The sequence below is a fragment of the Alphaproteobacteria bacterium genome, from assembly GCA_039980135.1.
Classification (GTDB): domain Bacteria; phylum Pseudomonadota; class Alphaproteobacteria; order UBA6615; family UBA6615; genus UBA8079.
In genome coordinates, this window is record JBDXCV010000009.1 from 657,248 (window position 1) to 674,657 (window position 17,410).

General features: G+C 62.7%; 18 protein-coding genes and 1 tRNA gene. 5 read left to right on the top strand and 14 right to left on the bottom strand.

All coding sequences use genetic code 11. From position 1 onward, the window contains the following. Positions 1-17: 17 nt before the first annotated feature. The 4 genes from ABJ363_13610 to ABJ363_13625 all read right to left on the bottom strand — a co-directional run bounded on the left by ABJ363_13610 (position 18) and on the right by ABJ363_13625 (position 2,958). A complete protein-coding gene (locus ABJ363_13610) occupies positions 18-827 on the bottom strand; it encodes a universal stress protein (protein MEP4380035.1) in 810 nt (269 codons plus the stop codon). A 140-nt stretch (positions 828-967) separates the two neighbouring features. Continuing rightward, positions 968-1,546 carry a cupin domain-containing protein gene (locus ABJ363_13615; protein ID MEP4380036.1) on the bottom strand — a complete coding sequence of 193 codons (579 nt, stop codon included), beginning with the start codon at positions 1,544-1,546 and terminating at the stop codon, positions 968-970. Between the two features lie 73 nt (positions 1,547-1,619). Beyond that, entirely contained in the window at positions 1,620-2,813 is a 1,194-nt protein-coding gene (locus ABJ363_13620) for a 3-hydroxybenzoate 6-monooxygenase (protein MEP4380037.1), read from the bottom strand. Positions 2,814-2,884: 71 nt separating this feature from the next. Beyond that, a tRNA-Gly gene (locus tag ABJ363_13625) sits at positions 2,885-2,958 on the bottom strand. 204 nt (positions 2,959-3,162) lie between these two features. On the opposite strand from ABJ363_13625, the gene apaG reads away from it, so the two are divergent. The 4 genes from apaG to argE all read left to right on the top strand — a co-directional run bounded on the left by apaG (position 3,163) and on the right by argE (position 6,978). Next, entirely contained in the window at positions 3,163-3,555 is a 393-nt protein-coding gene (apaG, locus tag ABJ363_13630; protein ID MEP4380038.1) for a Co2+/Mg2+ efflux protein ApaG, read from the top strand. Between the two features lie 55 nt (positions 3,556-3,610). Further along, positions 3,611-4,228 carry a GTP cyclohydrolase I FolE gene (gene folE / locus ABJ363_13635; protein ID MEP4380039.1) on the top strand — a complete coding sequence of 206 codons (618 nt, stop codon included), beginning with the start codon at positions 3,611-3,613 and terminating at the stop codon, positions 4,226-4,228. 108 nt (positions 4,229-4,336) lie between these two features. Beyond that, a complete protein-coding gene (locus tag ABJ363_13640) occupies positions 4,337-5,785 on the top strand; it encodes a TrkH family potassium uptake protein (GenBank protein ID MEP4380040.1) in 1,449 nt (482 codons plus the stop codon). Between the two features lie 2 nt (positions 5,786-5,787). Next, the gene (argE, locus tag ABJ363_13645; protein MEP4380041.1) at positions 5,788-6,978 is read left to right on the top strand and encodes an acetylornithine deacetylase; all 1,191 of its coding nucleotides are present in this window, start codon (positions 5,788-5,790) and stop codon (positions 6,976-6,978) included. Between the two features lie 25 nt (positions 6,979-7,003). On the opposite strand, the gene ABJ363_13650 is transcribed toward argE, so the two are convergent. The 6 genes from ABJ363_13650 to ABJ363_13675 form a co-directional block, all read right to left on the bottom strand. Next, positions 7,004-7,603 (bottom strand): hypothetical protein, encoded by a 600-nt coding sequence (locus ABJ363_13650; GenBank protein MEP4380042.1) that lies wholly within the window; start codon positions 7,601-7,603, stop codon positions 7,004-7,006. Positions 7,604-7,642: 39 nt separating this feature from the next. Further along, entirely contained in the window at positions 7,643-8,659 is a 1,017-nt protein-coding gene (locus ABJ363_13655) for an Hsp33 family molecular chaperone HslO (protein ID MEP4380043.1), read from the bottom strand. Then, positions 8,652-9,572: an ornithine carbamoyltransferase gene (gene argF / locus ABJ363_13660; GenBank protein MEP4380044.1), complete on the bottom strand. Its 921-nt coding sequence runs from the start codon at positions 9,570-9,572 to the stop codon at positions 8,652-8,654. Before argF ends, ABJ363_13655 begins: the two co-directional genes overlap by 8 nt. Beyond that, on the bottom strand, positions 9,565-10,755 hold the full coding sequence (locus ABJ363_13665) for an aspartate aminotransferase family protein (protein MEP4380045.1): 1,191 nt from the start codon (positions 10,753-10,755) through the stop codon (positions 9,565-9,567). The genes argF and ABJ363_13665 overlap by 8 nt, the downstream gene beginning before the upstream one ends. Positions 10,756-10,857: 102 nt before the next feature. Beyond that, on the bottom strand, positions 10,858-11,679 hold the full coding sequence (locus ABJ363_13670; GenBank protein MEP4380046.1) for an ABC transporter permease: 822 nt from the start codon (positions 11,677-11,679) through the stop codon (positions 10,858-10,860). Positions 11,680-11,686: 7 nt separating this feature from the next. Next, positions 11,687-12,514 carry an ABC transporter permease gene (locus tag ABJ363_13675; GenBank protein ID MEP4380047.1) on the bottom strand — a complete coding sequence of 276 codons (828 nt, stop codon included), beginning with the start codon at positions 12,512-12,514 and terminating at the stop codon, positions 11,687-11,689. Between the two features lie 59 nt (positions 12,515-12,573). Between ABJ363_13675 and ABJ363_13680 the strand changes: the two genes are divergently transcribed. Beyond that, positions 12,574-13,200: a RecX family transcriptional regulator gene (locus ABJ363_13680; protein MEP4380048.1), complete on the top strand. Its 627-nt coding sequence runs from the start codon at positions 12,574-12,576 to the stop codon at positions 13,198-13,200. Here ABJ363_13680 and ABJ363_13685 read toward each other — a convergent pair. The 4 genes from ABJ363_13685 to ABJ363_13700 form a co-directional block, all read right to left on the bottom strand. Further along, positions 13,191-14,378, bottom strand: coding sequence for a mechanosensitive ion channel family protein (locus ABJ363_13685; protein MEP4380049.1), 1,188 nt, complete (start codon positions 14,376-14,378; stop codon positions 13,191-13,193). The genes ABJ363_13680 and ABJ363_13685 overlap by 10 nt on opposite strands. A gap of 95 nt (positions 14,379-14,473) precedes the next feature. Next, positions 14,474-15,151, bottom strand: coding sequence for a flagellar motor protein MotB (locus tag ABJ363_13690; GenBank protein ID MEP4380050.1), 678 nt, complete (start codon positions 15,149-15,151; stop codon positions 14,474-14,476). A gap of 8 nt (positions 15,152-15,159) precedes the next feature. Then, positions 15,160-16,020 (bottom strand): MotA/TolQ/ExbB proton channel family protein, encoded by an 861-nt coding sequence (locus ABJ363_13695; GenBank protein MEP4380051.1) that lies wholly within the window; start codon positions 16,018-16,020, stop codon positions 15,160-15,162. A 106-nt stretch (positions 16,021-16,126) separates the two neighbouring features. Beyond that, positions 16,127-17,365 carry an MFS transporter gene (locus ABJ363_13700; protein ID MEP4380052.1) on the bottom strand — a complete coding sequence of 413 codons (1,239 nt, stop codon included), beginning with the start codon at positions 17,363-17,365 and terminating at the stop codon, positions 16,127-16,129. Between the last annotated feature and the right edge of the window lie 45 nt (positions 17,366-17,410).

Here is a 17,410-nt window from a genome sequence, read left to right on the forward strand (position 1 = left end):
GCATCGCCGCCGCGCCGCTAATGAGACAACAGGGTGGGGACAGTCATATGCTCGAGGACATTCCGGGTCACGCCGCCGAACGCCAGTTCACGCACACGCGAATGGCCATAGGCCCCCATCACCACGAGGTCGCATCCTTCATCCGTTACCGCATTCAGGACGGCGTCGCCGACAGAGACTTCCTTGGCCGCCACATGCTTGATCTCGGCCTTCACCCCGTGACGCGCCAGATGGGTGCCAAGCTCGACGTCACGGCCGTCATCCTCGGCATTCACGCGGAAGACGACCACGCGGTCGGCCCCCTGAAGCAACGGCATCGCGTCGCGTACCGCACGGGCGCTTTCACGACGCGGCGTCCAGGCAAGCAGAACCGACGTGCCGATTTTCTCGAAGTTGCCGGCCTCCGGAATCGCCATGATCGGCGCGCCGAGCGCCAGGCTCGCCTCGCCGATCAGCCATCCATAGTCGCCGCCGCCATGTTGGGTGAGGACAAACAGGTCGGTCACCGGTGCGACATCCTGGAGGCTTTGTACGATGTTCTGCGCTCCTCCGCGCCATTCGATCGATGCCAGGCCGGCCGCCCGGGTCCGCGTTTCAAACACCTCGCGCAACCCTTCGGCTTCCTTGTCCGCGTCCTCGTAGTAACTGGTCATGACGTCATCCGGCAGCGGGATTGCCGCATAGACCGGGATGTTCAACGGAGGAATCAAAAGCATGCCTGTCAGATGTGCATCCCGTGCCGCGGCCAGCCGGATCGCGGCATCCAGCGTCGCCTCGTTCCGGGCATCGCTGCGCAAGAGACCAACGCAAATGGATTGATAGCTCATGTCAATTTCCCTTCATGGTGTCCTCACACCGTCGGCCCAAAGGCCGCGCGCGGCATTGATCCTCCTCAATCCACGGGGGAAATAAAAAGGGCGGCCCCGCGGCCGCCCTTCTGTCGATCGCCTGATAAGTAACGTCGCCGTCAGGCCGCGTCCGTCCCGGCGGTGAACCGCAGGCCGCGTTCCTCGAACTGCTCGACGATGTTGTCGCCGAAACCGGAGAGCTTCTCTGCTATCGCGGGTGTGAACGCGATATCCGTCATGTCGTGGACACCGCCGCTGATCACCACCTGCAGGACACCCTCATCGTCGCCGATGTTGCGAAACGCCCGGCACACCCCCGGTGGCACCGAGATTGTGTCGAATTCTTCGAGCTCGATCCGCTGGCCCCCGTCATCGTTCCAGGTCACCTCGAAACGGCCCCGCAACACGGTAAATGTCTCATAGGTCTGCTGATGGTTGTGCAGTTCCGGACCGGTGCCCGGCGGGCACACGGCGTGCGTCATGGTGATACCGCCGGACCCCTGGATCGGCGCGCCCTGGTTGACCGGCGTGTCTTCCGTACCGCCCAGACCGATCACCGACAGCAGCTCGCGCGCGTAAATCACATCCTTGGCTTCCTGCGGAATATCGAGGCTTTCTGCCGCCCGCAGCGGCTTCAACTCGCGAAACCGGGAAACACGGCATTGCATATCCTCGAGGGATATCTCGATTGTCTTCATCGTGATCTCCATTTTCCTTGGTTTTGCGTGAACCAAGTATGACACGGGTATCGACGGGATCGCGACCTGAGAATCAGGAAGTGGCGTCGGTCAGCCCGGTGCTGCCGTAGAGCCAGGCCAGCCGGTCGTAATAATCATCCACACTCATCGCGCGCATGATCTCATTGCGGACCCGGGCATGCATGCCCTCGGCATGATTGATCAAATCGCCGACCACGCGCGATCCGATCTGGACCCGTGCGGTGCGGACAAGGCGCTGGTCCTGGTAGGCGGTCAGACCGGCGTGAAGGTCCGCCCGGTGGGTGTCGAGCGTATGCGACAGGCAGACCGCATCTTCCATCGCCATGCACGCCCCCTGCGCGTAATACTGCATCATCGGATGGGCCGCATCGCCCAGCAGGGCAACCCGGCCATCCACCCAGTTTTCGACGGGGTCACGGTCACACAACACCCAGACCCGCCAGTCATTGCCGATCTCGATGATCTGGCGCGCATCCTCATGAATATGGGCGAAGCCCTGACGGACTTCGTCCTTCGTGACCGGCTTGCCCGCGACAGGTTCCGGCGCATTATTGTGAAACGTCACGACGAGATTGAAATATTTCCAGTCCGACAGCGGGTAATGGACAATGTGACACTTCGGGCCGGCCCACAGCGTGGCGGCGTTCCAGCGCAGTTTTTCGGGCATTTGCTCAAACGGGATGACCGAACGGTAGGTGGAATGCCCCGACACGCGCGGCGCCCCGTCGCCGACCACATGTCCGCGTAAACTCGACCAAAGCCCGTCCGCACCGATCAAAACGTCGGTCGTAAGCCGCTCTCCGCCGGCCAGCCCGACCGACACGCCTGCGGCGTCCTGAGTATACCCCTCGACTTCGCAATTGACCCGAAGCTCGATATTCCCGCTCGCCCGGCAGGCGTCCAGCAGCACCCCGTGGAGATCGGCCCGGTGAATCACCGCGTAGGGGTTCCCGAACCGCTCCCGGAAGGGCTCATCGAGGGGTATGTGGATGATCTCTTCACCGCTGACCGCGTCCATCAGGCGCAGCATTTCGATAAAAACGGCCTTTTCCCGCGCGGCGGCGCCGACACCGAAATAATCGAGGGCGTGGAACGCGTTGGGCCCGAGCTGGATTCCCGCCCCGATCTCGCCAAACGCCGACGCCTTTTCGAGGACGACGACGTCGAAGCCCTTGTTGGACAGCCCCAGCGCGGCGGACAAGCCGCCGATTCCGCCGCCCGCAATGGCAATTGTCTGGGTATCCATCGCGCGGTCCCGCTACGCGTTGCGATTTGCGCTCACGACGATGACCCGGCGATCGAACACAAAAGGCCAAATGGAGCGGGTGAAGGGAATCGAACCCTCGTATGCAGCTTGGGAAGCTGCCGTTCTACCATTGAACTACACCCGCATTGGGCGCCCGACTCTATAGTCAACGATCCGGGGCCGCGCAACCGCGACCGGGATTCGCACGGCAACAATGTTACGGGCCGACAGGGTGGACTTTTGTGTCGTCATGTAGCCAAATCGCCCCGAAATTTCCGTTGAAACGCACGAATGTGCGTCGCAACACCGGATTCAGGCACAAGCGATGTACGAAGATATCTACGATCAGATGTACAACCAGACGACCAAGGACATCTCGGTCACGGTGACCCCCATTTTTCTCGAGGACCAGTCCGAGCCCGACGAGGACCATTTCGTGTGGGCCTACCAGGTCCGGATCGAGAATTGCGGCCCCGAAACCGTGCAACTGCGGTCGCGTTACTGGCACATCACTGACGCCAACGGGCTGGTCCAGGAAGTGCGCGGGTCCGGGGTCGTCGGCGAACAACCGGTGCTCGAGCCGGGCGAGACATTCGAGTACACCAGCGGCACCCCTCTCGCCACACCGTCAGGCATCATGGTCGGCTCCTACCAGATGCAGACCGATGATGGTGACCTGCTCGAGATCAATATCCCCGCATTCTCGCTCGACAGCCCGCACCAGGTCGTGCGCCCGAACTGATCGCCGCGCCTGCTGCCTTTGGCGGCCAACGCGGCCGGATAAATCGGAACAAACCATGCCAGACGACAAGCCGGGAAACACAACGCCAGCGCCGGATCGCGCCCAGGCCGAAGATGCCGTCCGCACGCTTTTGCGCTGGGCGGGCGATGACCCCGCGCGCGAAGGATTGGTCGACACACCGGCGCGGGTGGCGCGCGCGTTTGAGGAATTCTTCGCCGGCTATCGCGAGGACCCGCTCGAATATCTGGAACGAACATTCGAGGAAGTGGAGGGCTATGACGAGATGGTCGTGTTGCGCGACATCCGGCTCGAATCCTACTGCGAGCACCATCTGGCACCGATCCTCGGCAAGATTCATATCGGCTATCTGCCGGAAAAGCGGGTGGTCGGCATCAGCAAGCTCGCGCGTGTCGCGGAGGCTTACGCCAAACGCCTGCAAATTCAGGAAAAACTGACCGCCCAGATCGCCAACTGCATCAATGATGTGCTGTGCCCGAAAGGCGTCGCGGTCGTGATCGAAGCGGAACATCAGTGCATGACGACCCGCGGCGTCCACAAGCCCGGCGTGGTCATGGTGACCAGCCGGATGCTCGGCGCGTTCCGCGAATCCTCCGATACCCGGCGCGAATTTCTGTCGTTCATCGGAAATATCTCGCCGGGCGCTTCATCCTGATCTGATTCCGGCGCTGGACAGACCACCGGTTTTCACCAATCATCCGCCGCACACCAGCCCGTCGACAGTTTCGAACCACGGGCACTCACCGGGCCACGAGAGATCCAATTGCTAGATTTCCGACCCATTCTCTTCATTCTGGGCATCCTGCTCACCACGTTATCGATCGCCATGTTCCTGCCGGCGCTGGTCGATGCCGCCAGTGGCAACGATGACTGGCAGGTCTTCCTCGCATCCGCGGGCCTGACATTGTTTATCGGCGTGTCGCTGATCCTGACGATGCGCGGCGGCGATATGAAGGTCGGCATCCGGGAAGCCTTTGTCCTGACCACCGCAAGCTGGCTCGGGCTGACCGTGTTCGCGGCCCTGCCGTTCGTGTTCGCCGGCCTGAATCTGAGCTTCGCCGATGCGTTCTTCGAGGCGATGTCGGGAATCACGACGACCGGCTCGACGGTGATCATCGGGCTCGACGCCGCCCCACCGGGCATATTGCTCTGGCGCGCCCTTCTGCAATGGCTCGGCGGGATCGGAATCATCGTCATGGCGATCGCCGTCCTGCCGATGCTGCAGGTCGGCGGCATGCAGATATTCCGCCTCGAAAGCTCGGACACGTCGGAGAAGGTCCTGCCCCGCGCGGCGCAGACATCGACGGCCATCGGGTCGATCTATCTGGGGCTGACGCTGGTCTGTGCGCTCGGCTATTGGCTGGCCGGTATGCCCGGTTTCGATGCCATCGCCCATGCGATGACGACCATCGCAACCGGCGGATTCTCGACCTCCGACAACAGCATCGGCATCTTCGATCACACCGGCATCGAAATCATCGCGATCGTCTTCATGATCGTCGGCTCGCTGCCCTTCGTCCTCTACCTGCAGGCCGCGCGCGGCCGCCCCATGGGGCTGTTGCACGATTCCCAGGTCCGCTGGTTTCTGGCCATTGTCGTGGCGATCATGTCGATCATCAGCCTGAGCCTGTTCTTCACGCATGAGATGCCGCTGGGCGCTGCCCTCCGGACGGCGACCTTCAACGGCGTTTCGATCGTCACAGGCACCGGTTATGCCACCGCCGCCTTCGACAATTGGGGCAGCTTTACGTTGATCATATTCTTCGTGATCATGTTCATCGGCGGCTGCGCCGGCTCGACCACATGCGGCATCAAGATATTCCGCTTCCAGGTGCTCTATGCGATCGCGACGATGCAGGTCAAACGCCTGCTGCAACCTCACGGCGTGTTCATTCCCCACTACAACCGGAACCCGATCACCGAAGAAATCGCGCTGTCGGTCCTCGGGTTCGTGTTCTTCTACATCCTCGTCTTCATTCTTCTGGCCCTTGGGCTCAGTACGCTCGGACTGGATTTCCTGACAAGCCTTTCGGGCGCGGCCACGGCGATTTCCAATGTCGGCCCCGGACTGGGCCCGGTCATCGGCCCGGAAGGCACCTTCGCGGATTTGCCCGATGCGGCGAAATGGATGCTTTCGGTGGGCATGCTGCTCGGACGCCTCGAACTGTTTACGGTGCTGGTCATCCTGACGCCCGCATTCTGGAGAAGCTGATCATGCCGGGGGAGTCGAACCGCGCCATTGAAATTCTGGCCCAGCTGGTCGGCTTCGACACGACTTCACACAGGTCCAATCTCGAGCTGATCTCCTTCATCGAGGACTATCTGGCGCGCCACGGCGTGGCGTCCCAACGTATCGAAAGCGATGACGGATCCAAATCGAACTTGCTGGCCACGATCGGGCCGGCGCGTGAAGGCGGGGTCGTGTTGTCGGGCCACACAGACGTGGTGCCGGTGACCGGCCAGGACTGGACCAGCGATCCCTTCGAACTAACCGCGCGCACCGTCGACGGCGAAGCTCGCCAGTATGCGCGTGGGTCGGCGGACATGAAGGGCTTCATCGCCGCCGTGCTGGACAAGGCGCCGGCACTGGCGACAGCCGACCTGCAAACGCCGATTCACATTGCCCTGTCCTATGATGAAGAGGTCGGGTGCCGTGGCGTGGGGCGGATGATCGCGCGCCTCGGTGACGCCGTGCCGATGCCGGCGCTCACGATTGTCGGCGAACCAACGAATATGCAGATCGTCACGGCCCACAAGGGCATCCGCGGCTTCGAGACGGTCTTCACGGGTGTTGCGGCCCATTCCAGCGCGCCGCATCTCGGTGCCAACGCCATCGGATTTGCCAGTGAGTTCATCGCCTTCCTGTCCGGCCTCACCGCGGAGGCCGAGGCCGCCGCGATGCCTGAAAGCGGATTCACCCCGCCCTGGACCACCTTCAATATCGGGCAGATCGAAGGCGGCGAAGCGCTGAATATCATCGCCGAGCGCTGCGTTGTGTCCTGGGAATTTCGCCCCTTGCCCGAAACCGACGCGGACGCGATCGAGGCCCGGGTGCGGGCGTTTCTGGACGAAGATTTACGGCCGCAGATCAAGGCCGAACATCCGGATGGCGATGTCCAACTCTCGCCGCTCGCAGCCGTGCCGCCCCTGCGCGCGGACCCGGGCTCGCCGGCCGAGCGGCTGGTGCGCCATCTGACCGGTGCGAACGCGACCCACACGGCGGCCTATGTGGCCGACGCCAGCCAGTTCCAGCAGCATGGAATTCCAACGGTCCTGTGCGGCCCCGGCGATATCGCGCAGGCGCATCAGCCCGATGAGTGGATTGCCGAAAAGGAGCTCGAATACTGCGCAGCCTTCCTCGACAGATTACAGGCCTGGTGCGTTTCCGGGGCGCCGATTCCGTAAGCCGGGAAACCCAGACGTCCGAAGCCTAGGACGCCGGGACCAGAAATAGCTGCAGGAACGAACGGATCGCCGTTTCGAGTTCACCGTCCATATCCATGACCAGACCCTCGGTCATCTCGAACCAGATTTTCTCGCGCTCGTTGAGAGAAATTCCCTCGACCACTGTCCGGCTGCGCATGGCCTCCGCGCCGACCTCACCCCGGCGTCGATTGTCACCCACATCGACCGAGATGCTCACAATCAGCTTCGCGTCGTAGCGCTCGGACTGGTCTTTGGTGACAACGCCGCGCACACCGGGTGTCGGGGCCAGGGTGGTTTCGGTGACACCGGCATCGGCAATGGTGAATACAATCCGACCGCCCTTGCCGACGGGCTTCAGCCGATCCTGCGCCCAACGGCGCATCGCCGCCGCCGGCGAAACGGGCATCAGATGCTCGACATTTGGCGCCGCGAAGGGCGATTTGAACGCCTCCACGATTTCCAGGCTGGCCGCATCGAGACGAATGGGCGGCAGATGGGTAAAGGTCAGTTCAGGGTATCGCGGCGCGGGCGATGGTGCCGTACAGCCGGCGAGCAGCAGGCCCGACAGCCCGGCCAGCGCGGTGCGCCTGTCAAAATGGTACATGAAACACCCCCATTATCCCGCTAGTTAATCTCCAGTAGATCACTTAGCGGAAGATTCGGGCGATTCGATGACAGGGTTGGGCGCAGGTTTGTCCGCTATTTCGGCGGCCCGCGCCTCGACGGCCTCGGGCGTGAAACTGTAAATCTCGCTGCAGAACTCGCAGGTCACCTCGAGATTGCCGTCAACGGCCAGATCGTGGAGATCCTCGCGCGGCAACTGGACCAGGACATTGAACACCCGGTCCGACGAACAGCGGCACCCCCGGGCAACCGGGCGCGGGTCCGTCACGCGTACGCCTTCCTCATGGAACAGACGGAACAAGTAACGCTCGGCGGGCAATGCGGGATCGAGCATTTCGGTTTCCGTACCCGTCGCCATGAGCATCATTACCCGACGCCAGGTATCGTCGCCGTCGTCGGATGGGAGCTGAACATTCGGATCGTCGGCGATCCGTTGCACCATGATGGCGCCGGCACGCCACGCGCCCCCCGGCCCCGTCCGCCCGGCGGACAGGGTGATGGCAGCGTCCATCTGCTGGGACTGGCGGAAATAGTGCTGTGCGCATTCCGCCAACGTGCTGCCGGTGATCTCGACCATGCCCTGATAACGCTCTGTATGTTTGCCCTGATCGACGGTGAGCGCGAAATACCCCTCGCCCAGAAGGCTGTCCTCGGCGTCGTGCGCGGCCAGGGCTTCGTCGTCATACTTGGCATATCCACGGACCAGATAGCGTTCCGCACCATCCGTGGTCTGTACGTCTGCCAGCAAAAGCGACACCGGACCGTCGCCCTGAATTTGCAGGGTGAAAATACCGTCGAACTTGAGCGCCCCGGCCAGTGTCGCGCTCAGGGCCAGCGCCTCGCCGAGCAGTACCGCAACCGGTTCGGGATAGTCGTGCCGGTTCAGCACATCATCGACGGCCACACCGAGGCGGGCCAGACGGCCGCTCAGCCTGGCTTCTCCGTCATCGCCGGAATCAAGCTGGAACGGCTGAATAAGATCATCACCCGGCTGGCCCGGCGCCCGCCGATCCGAGTTGCCACCCGCATCAGGCAAAGGCCGCACTCCCGAGCAGGCACCAGAGAAGAATGCCCTTCTGCGCATGGAGCCGGTTCCCGGCTTCCGTCCAGACAACGGATTGCGGGCCATCCACCACCTCTGCCGTCACCTCGTCACCGCGATAGACAGGCAGACAGTGCATGAACACCGCCCCGGGCGCGGCTTTTGTCATCAACGACGCGTCGACGCGATACGGCGCCAGCAAGGCGCGTCGCTTGTCGGCATCCTTGTCGCCCATGGAGACCCAGGTGTCCGTCACCACGCAATCCGCGCCGGACACCGCAGCCACAGGGTCCTCCATGACGGAAATGTTCCCGCCATTGGCGTCGGCCCAGTCGAGGATATCCTGCGGCGGGCGCAAATCCGGGGGCGATGCAACACGGAACTCGAACCCGAAGCGCGCGGCAGCATGAATCCACGAATTTGCGACATTGTTGCTGTCACCGCTCCACGCGACCGTCTTGCCCGCGATCGGGCCGACTTCCTCCTCGAAGGTCATGATATCAGCCATGATCTGGCAGGGGTGCGACCGGTCCGTCAGCCCGTTGATCACGGGCACGGTCGCCGCCTCGGCCATCTCCTCGAGATTCGCGACGGACGATGTCCGGAACATGATGGCATCGACATACTGAGACAGGATGCGTGCCGTATCGGCCAGGGTCTCGCCGCGACCGAGCTGCGAACCGTTCGGCTCGAGCATGACAACGCTGCCACCGAGGGTCTGCATGGCCACCTCGAACGACACCCGCGTGCGCGTGCTGGGTTTCTCGAACACCATGGCGAGGGTCCGCTCGGCGAGCAGCGGGGTGCGTTCGCCCGATGCCTTTATCCGGGCGCCGACATCGATGATGTCCCGCAAAATGGCGGCATCGATCTGATCCAGATCGAGAAAGTCCCGCGGCTCAGGCATCGTCGGCACTTGCCAGCACTGCGCATGCCTTTTCGATGGCATCGAGCGCCTCTGCAATCTCGCTCTCGCCGATAATCAGCGGCGGCAGCATGCGCAACACATTCTCACCGGCGACGACCGTGAGCAGCCCCTCGTCGCGCGCCGCGTCACCCAGTTCACCGTTCGTGAATGCCGGATCGACGACCATGCCGATCATCAGTCCCTGGCCGCGTACATCGGCAATGATTCCCGGATACCGGCCGGCGATGTCACGCAGACCGGCGCGAATCGCATCGCCCGCGTGAACGACATTGTCGAGGAACTCATCGGATGTCAGCACATCCAAGTTGGCATTCGCGACCGCCATCGCCAGTGGATTGCCGCCGAAGGTACTGCCGTGAGACCCGGCGGTCATCGAGGACGCAACCGCATCCGTCGCCAGCACGGCACCGCACGGGAAGCCGCCCGCGATGCCCTTCGCGCAGGCCATCACATCCGGTGTCACGCCCGACCATTCATGGGCGAACAGCTTTCCGGTCCGGCCGAACCCGGTTTGCACCTCATCGAACACCAGGAGCAGCCCGAACTCGTCGGCGGCCGCACGAAGGTCGCGCAGATAATCTTCGGCGAGCGGTCGCAGGCCACCCTCGCCCTGGATCGGTTCGGCGACAATCGCCGCCGTCTCGGGCGTTATCGCATCGCGCAACGCGTTCATGTTGTGGACCGGCACGATATCGAACCCGTCCGCCGGATCGCCGAAGCCATCCAGATGCTTCGGGTTCTTGGACGCCGACAGCATGGCGATGGTCCGCCCGTGGAACGAACCTTCGAGTGTGATGGAGCGCCATTTTTCCGGGTGACCGTTCTTGGCATGGAACCGCCGGGCCGCCTTGATCGCGCCCTCCATCGCCTCCGTGCCGGAGTTGCAGAAGAACACCCCATCGGCGAAGGACAGCGCGCACAGGCGTTCGGCCATCCTGACCTGGTCGGGAATGGCGTACAGGTTGGAGACATGCCAGAGCCGCTCGGCCTGTTCCTTCAATGCGCTCACCAGCGCCGGGTGACTGTGCCCGAGCGAATTCACGGCGATTCCGGCCGCGAAATCGAGATAGCGACGGCCCTCCGTGTCGAACAGATAGACGCCCTCGCCCCGCTCGAACGAGACGGTCGGATTACCGTAATTCGGCATCACCGCGTTCATGATCTCAATCTCCAAACTCGCCACAATGCGCGACGCACGAATGCGCCCGCGAAAAAGGCGGTGACTATCGAAAAAGGCGCAGCGGAAGTCAACGGCACAGGGCGTCTAACTCTTCATCCGGTAACCCGCCGCGAACAAACGATAAACAATGACCCAGAGGATCGCGATCACGGCGATACAAACCCCTGCCCCGACCCAGGGATTGGCATCGGCCCGGCCCGTGATCGCGAACCGGATTCCGTCCACGATATAAAAGACCGGGTTGGCGCGGGCGAAGGGCTGCGCGGCGGCCGACAACTCATCGATCGAGAAGAACACGCCCGACAGGAACACGAAGGGCATGAAAATGAACGTCTGGACCGATTCCAGGTAATCCCATTTGCGCGCCCAAAGGCCGGTGATCTGGCTGAACAACCCGATCATCAGGGCGCCGATTGCGACAAAGAACAGCAGGGTCAGCGGCGCCACGGGCACCGCACCTCCCACCAGCAGCAACGCGGCCCAGACAACAGCGCCGACGATCAGGCTCGCCGAGACGGACGCCGCCGCATAGCCAAACACGATTTCTCCCGGGGTGAGCGGGAGCATGGCCAGATCGGGAAAAATTCCCTCATTCTTGTCATACACAATGGAAAAGGCGCTCGACTGAAACGACCGCTCCAGCGCGGCGACGGCGACCAGCCCGGGCAACAGGAAATCGATGAACGGGACCCCACCCATCATGGCGTCCGGACGGTCGATGGCGAGCCCGAACACGCTGGCGAAAAGCAGCGCGCGGACCGTCGGCGCGGCCAGGGTAATGCCCCAGATCTTGAACCCGCGCAGCATCTCGCGCGCATACATTGTCGCCAGCCCGCGATAATTCACGACGCCGAAACGGCGCGCGACCGGCCGGCCGCCAAGGATTATGCCGTTGCGCGGAGGCATCTCGCGCTCAGGATTTGAGCTTGTAGCCGGTGACGAGCATGCGGTGGACGATCAGGAAAAGGACCAGATCAACCCCCAGCATGACAGCGGCGCCGAGCCAGAACCCGGCATCCCCCTGCCCGATAAATCCGGAGCGGAAACCGTCGATGGCATAGAAAAACGGATTGAACTGGGCGACGAACTGCCATGTCCCGGGCAGGCGTTCGACCGAGTAGAAGGTGCCCGACAAAAAGGAGAGCGGCACAATCACGAAATTCGTGATTGCCGCCATATGATCGAACTTGTCGGCCCAGATTCCACCAATCATCCCGAGCAGTGCCAGCATGACCGAGGCTGCCAGCGCGAAGAACGCAATCGCAGCGGGATTCTCGAACGGCAGATCAACGATAAAGCTCATCACCGCGGTGGCCACGATTGCGACGATCATGCCCCGTGTCACGCCGCCGGCGATATAGGCGCACATCATCTCCAGCGGGCTGATCGGCGGCATCAGCACGTCGACGATATTGCCTTGCACCTTCGACACCATGATCGAGGACGAGGTGTTGGCGAACGAATTCTGGAGAATTGTCATCATGATCAGGCCCGGCGCGAGGAACACGACAAAGGGCACCGACCCGACCATGCCCACGCGATTCTCGAGCGCCACACTGAAGATGGTGTAGAACAGCAGCGTGGTGACGACGGGGGCTGCTATGGTTTGGGTGAATACTTTCACGAAGCGTTTGACCTCGCGGTGATACAGCGTCCACACACCCCGCCAGTTCACATGGCCGAAACTGCGCACGCGCGGTGCGGCGCCGGAGCCTGCCCGACCCCTCGTCGTTTCCGTCATTCCCGTCTCCATGGGTCGGAACTTATGCGCCCGCCCCGCGCACGGCAAGCGGCGGACCAATGAACGCCGAACCGGCAGACCGCGCGCCATCGACCGGCGCACGCAGCGGCAGCAAACCACGGCGCAAGCCAAAGCCCGCGACCCCGGAGCGTCTGCGCAAGGCCGCCTTGTCGTACATCGACCGCTACGCGACGTCCGCGGCGAACCTGCAGGAGGTGCTGATGCGGCGGGTTCGACGATCCGCGCGCCTGCATGGCACCGACATGGCGGAGGCCACCGGCTGGGCCGACGATATCGTCCGGGACTTCGTCGCGCGAAAGCTGGTGAACGACAGGCTCTATGCCGAGAACCGGGCGGCGAGCCTGCACCGGTCCGGTGCCTCGCGACGCAAGATCGAAATGTCCCTCAAGGTCAAGGGGGTCGGCGGCGCGGATATCTCGGCGGCGCTCGAGGCGCTCGAAGAAGCAGATCCGGACGCCGAGTTTACGGCCGCCTGCCGCCATGCCCAGCGTCGCCGCCTGGGCCCGTGGCGGCGCGACGACCGGGCCGCGCGCCGAGACCGCGACCTCGCGGCAATGGCCCGCGCGGGTTTCGGTTATCGCATGGCCAGCCAGGTGATCGACGCCGCGGATGCCGACGCGCTGGAGGACGAGGCCGCGCGCCGCGCGGAAGAACGTCAGGACTGATTTTCGGTTTTTGCGTCCGCGGTGTCTTCGCGAGAGGGCGGTGCAAAAATCTCGGGGGCGTCACCGGGCAGGGCCTCGACGTAAAGCGAGCGGCTCGGGAATGCGAACCCGGTGCCCGCGCCCTCGACGATTTCCTTGATCCGGTAGGCGAGCGCCTCCTTCACCTCGAGCCACTCCCCCCAGATGATGGTCTTGGTGAAGCAATACACCATGATGTCGATGCTGCTGTCGTTGAAGCTGTCGATCCGCACGAATGTTGCGACATCCTTGGGATCGGCGAAGGCCTCATCTTCGAGAATATACGCCTCGATGCCGTCGCGTATTTCGCGCAACTGCGCGGCTGTCGTGTCGTAGAGCACCCCGATTTTCCAGTAGATGCGCCGATGGGTCATCTCCGAGAAATTGATCGTGGCGGTGTCGGCCAGCTTCGTGTTGGGCACCTGAACGACGGCCTTGTCGAACTGGCGCACCATGGTCGAACGAAAGCCGATTGATTCGACAGTACCCTCGACGACCCCGTCTACCTTGATCCAGTCGCCGGGATGGAAACGTTTCTCCGCAAGCACCAGCACACCGGACAGAAGATTTTTGAACAGGTCCTGCGCGGCGAGCGCACCGGCCAGCCCGAACAGGCCGAGACCGGCGATCACCGGCCCGATTTCGACGCCCCAGAGTTCGAGAATAGCCGCGGCACCGATAAGGCCGAGCAGGATCTTCAGAGCCTTGATGATCCAATCGACCATCGTGGCGGACAGCACATCGCGGAGGTTCGACAGAATCCGGGACATGGGCTCAACCAGCGCGATCACCCCCCAGAACAGGGTGAACACGATGAGGGATTCGGTCAGACGCAGGGCGATCTGCTCAAACACACCTTCCAGTTGCAGCAACTCGGTCGCGATAAAAAAGCCCAAAACGATCGGCGCAAAGCGCAGCGGTTTCTCGAGCGAATCCACCATTCTATCGTCGATCTCGTTACGCGTTCGCTGCGCGGCTCGCTTCAGCCAGCCGATGAAGAAACGTGCAAACAGTCCGCGCGCGACAAGCAACAGGGCGAAGACGAACACCGCAATCAGAATACGCCCAAAACTCGTGCCGAAGGCCGTGTCACGAAGCACGTCCATGAACAACACCCAGAAGGCGGTCAGCGAGGCCCAGAACTCGGTCGCGAACTCCATATTCAGTAACCCGTACAACGTTCAAAGAGAAACGACGCACACGCTACGGTTCGGCGACGAAATGTCAAATCGGAGAGCGCGCTTCCACGCCCGGATCAGCGATGAACGCGGATGATGATCCGGCGGTTCTTCGCCTGGTTTTCGGGCAGCGGGTTTCCGGCACCATCGCGGTTCGGAACCTTGGGCTGGGTCTCGGCAAATGCGACGGCGCGCATTCGATGTACGGGAATTTCAGCCCCCCCGAACAGCCGCACCACATTCGTGGCGCGCGCGGCGGACAACTCCCAGTTCGATGCGAAGCGGGCGTTGGCGATCGGGTTGTCGTCGGTATGCCCTTCGACGGCGACCTTGAATTTGCTGTAGACCGGCGCACGCAGGGTCTCCGCCACCCTTTCAAGGATGGGCCGCGCCTCGGGACGCAGCGTCGCGGCGCCCGGCTGATAGAAGGCATTCGCGGCCAGTTCCAGCACGATACCGCGCTCGAAGGTGTCGATCCGCACGGCATCGGCGACGCCGAGAGAATCGACCAGAGTATCCAGTTCGGCGCGAAGCTGTGCGGCCGGCCGCGTGATCGAGCGCTGCCCCAGGTCGCGGGCGATCCCGGCCTTCACCTCCTCGAAGGTCAGCATGTCGACCTTGGAAAAACTCACCAGCATGACGAAGAATGCCAGCAGCAGCGTCATCGCGTCGGCGAAGGTCAGCAACCACTCATGGTCACTATCGGACTCATCGCGCCGCAGCGGACGATAAAAGGATTTGCGCGGGCCGAGCATCGGCGCGCTCAGGCGGCGGCGCCGGCAGGCTTCGCCTTCGCCTTGGCGGACCCGGCCTTGCCGCTCGCGCGACCTTTGAGTTGCCGGTCGATATCGTAGCGAATCGTCGGATCGAGATAGCTGTTCATGTGATCCTGAATGACCCGCGGGCTTGCCTTGTCCGCGAGCATCGAAAGGCCTTCGACGATCATGTAATTGCGGAAGCGAAAGATTTCCTCACGCTGCTGCAGTTTGGCCGCAGCGGGGGCAAAGACCAGACGCGCCAGCATGATGCCGTAGAGGGTCGTGACCAGGGCGACGGCGAGTCCGGCCCCGATCTGGCTGGGATCATCGCCCATATTGTCGAGCATGATGATCAGACCGATGAGCGTCCCGACCATACCGAAGGCCGGCGCGGCGGTCGCCATGCTGCGCAACACCTGTGCGCCGACCATGTTTCGTTCGTAGGTCGACTCGATCACGTTTCCGAGAATCGACTGCACCTTCTCGCCGGGGTATTCGGTCGTCAGGAGTTCCACACCGAATCGCAGGAAGCCGCCGTCCCAGCCCGGCGTTTTCTTGGCCTCGGCGTCGAGACTGACGATGCCTTCCTTCTGGACAAGATAGGCCCAGCGGATGACCCGGCCGACTTCGGCATTCAGGCGCGAGCGGCCGCGGCGGTCGATCCTGAACGCGCCCAAGATGCCGCGCAGCCCGCTCAGCACATATGTGTATTCATAGCTGATGAAGGTGGAAGCGAGCGTGCCGCCGAGCACGAGGATCGCGCCCGCACCGCTCATGAACACGAAGTAATTGTTCGTGCTCAGGGCGATTGCCGCGATGAAAAGGCCGAAACCGACCAGAACGGCAACGAATGTGTTCAGCGACATGGAAACCTTCCCGCACGTCCGGAAGATCAGCTTCCGGCATCGTCAGAAAGGTTATCCCCCGGCGAATTGAAAAACGGTTAATGCACGAGGAACGGGTAGCGCCCGATCAGTCGTCCGTGACCACTTGGCCATCGTGCCGACGCAAGACCATGAATGCGAACCCGGCCGCCAACGTCATGTAGACGATGCAGCCGGTCACGACCGTCTCGATCGAGACGCCGAGATCGAACAGGATTCCGAAGGTCGCCGGTGCCGCAGCGGCGGCGAGAACCATTGCGGCAACGGACATCGCGCGAATCCCCCCCAGATTCCGAACCCCGTACAACTCGGCGAACATGGCCGACAATACTGGTTGCAACATGCCGATCCCGACGCCGAGCGCGCCGAGAAAAACATACGGCATCAAAGGATGGCTGGAGACGCCGATGGCGACGAAACAGGCGATGAATGGCAGCGCGGAGGCGGGTATCAACCGCACCGCGCCGTTGCGATCGATCATCGGGCCGATCGTCAGTGATGTGAGGACTTTCATGAACGCCATCGAAATAAAGCCCGTCGCCAGCAGTTCGATCGGCCAGCCGCGTATTTCGGCGATATATGCCTGATGGAACAACACGCCTGTCGAGACATAGGGATAGGCGAGCAGCAACAGCATGACGCCGAGATAACGCGGATCGCGGAGCACCTCGAGGCGGGTCCAGTCACGGCCCGCGCCGGGCTGACCGGCGCTTTGCGACTGCCGGGCGAGATAGTCGCCGTGGCGCTGACCGAACCCCTTGAGCACGATCGGGACGAGCACCAGCAACGCCAGGGCGGTCACGAGGCCGGTCGCCAGCCACACATTCCGCCAGCCAATAGCGGCGATCAGCGCCACAGTGGTGATCGGCAGGACGGTCTCGCCGGCCGCCAGACCGAGCCCTGCGAGACTCAATGCCTTGCCGCGATCTTGCGGGAAGTAGCGCGCCATGGCGGTGCCCATGATGTGGATCGTCAAACCCTGGCCACACAATCGGGTGACGAACAGCGCCAGCGCAAACAGCCAGAGCGAATGCGCGAAGGAGAGTGCCACCATCGAACCGGTCAACGCGATCAAGGTCACGGCGGTATAGCGGCGAAGGTCGACGCGGTCGATCAACCGCCCGAGCCAGACCAGCGCGACCGCCGCAACGATGCTGACGGTCGAGAACACCGCCCCGAAGCTGCCGTGCCCCAACCCGAATTCCGCCCGGATTTCCGTGCCATACAACGCGACATAGAAGGTCTGGCCATAGCTCGACAGCAGGGTCAGGAGAAATCCGAAACCGATGAACCGGAGATTGGCGCGCAGGAAGGCAAGATAGGTCATTTACGGAAGCTACTCTCTGTCATGCCCGCGCCATAGCATGTCCGC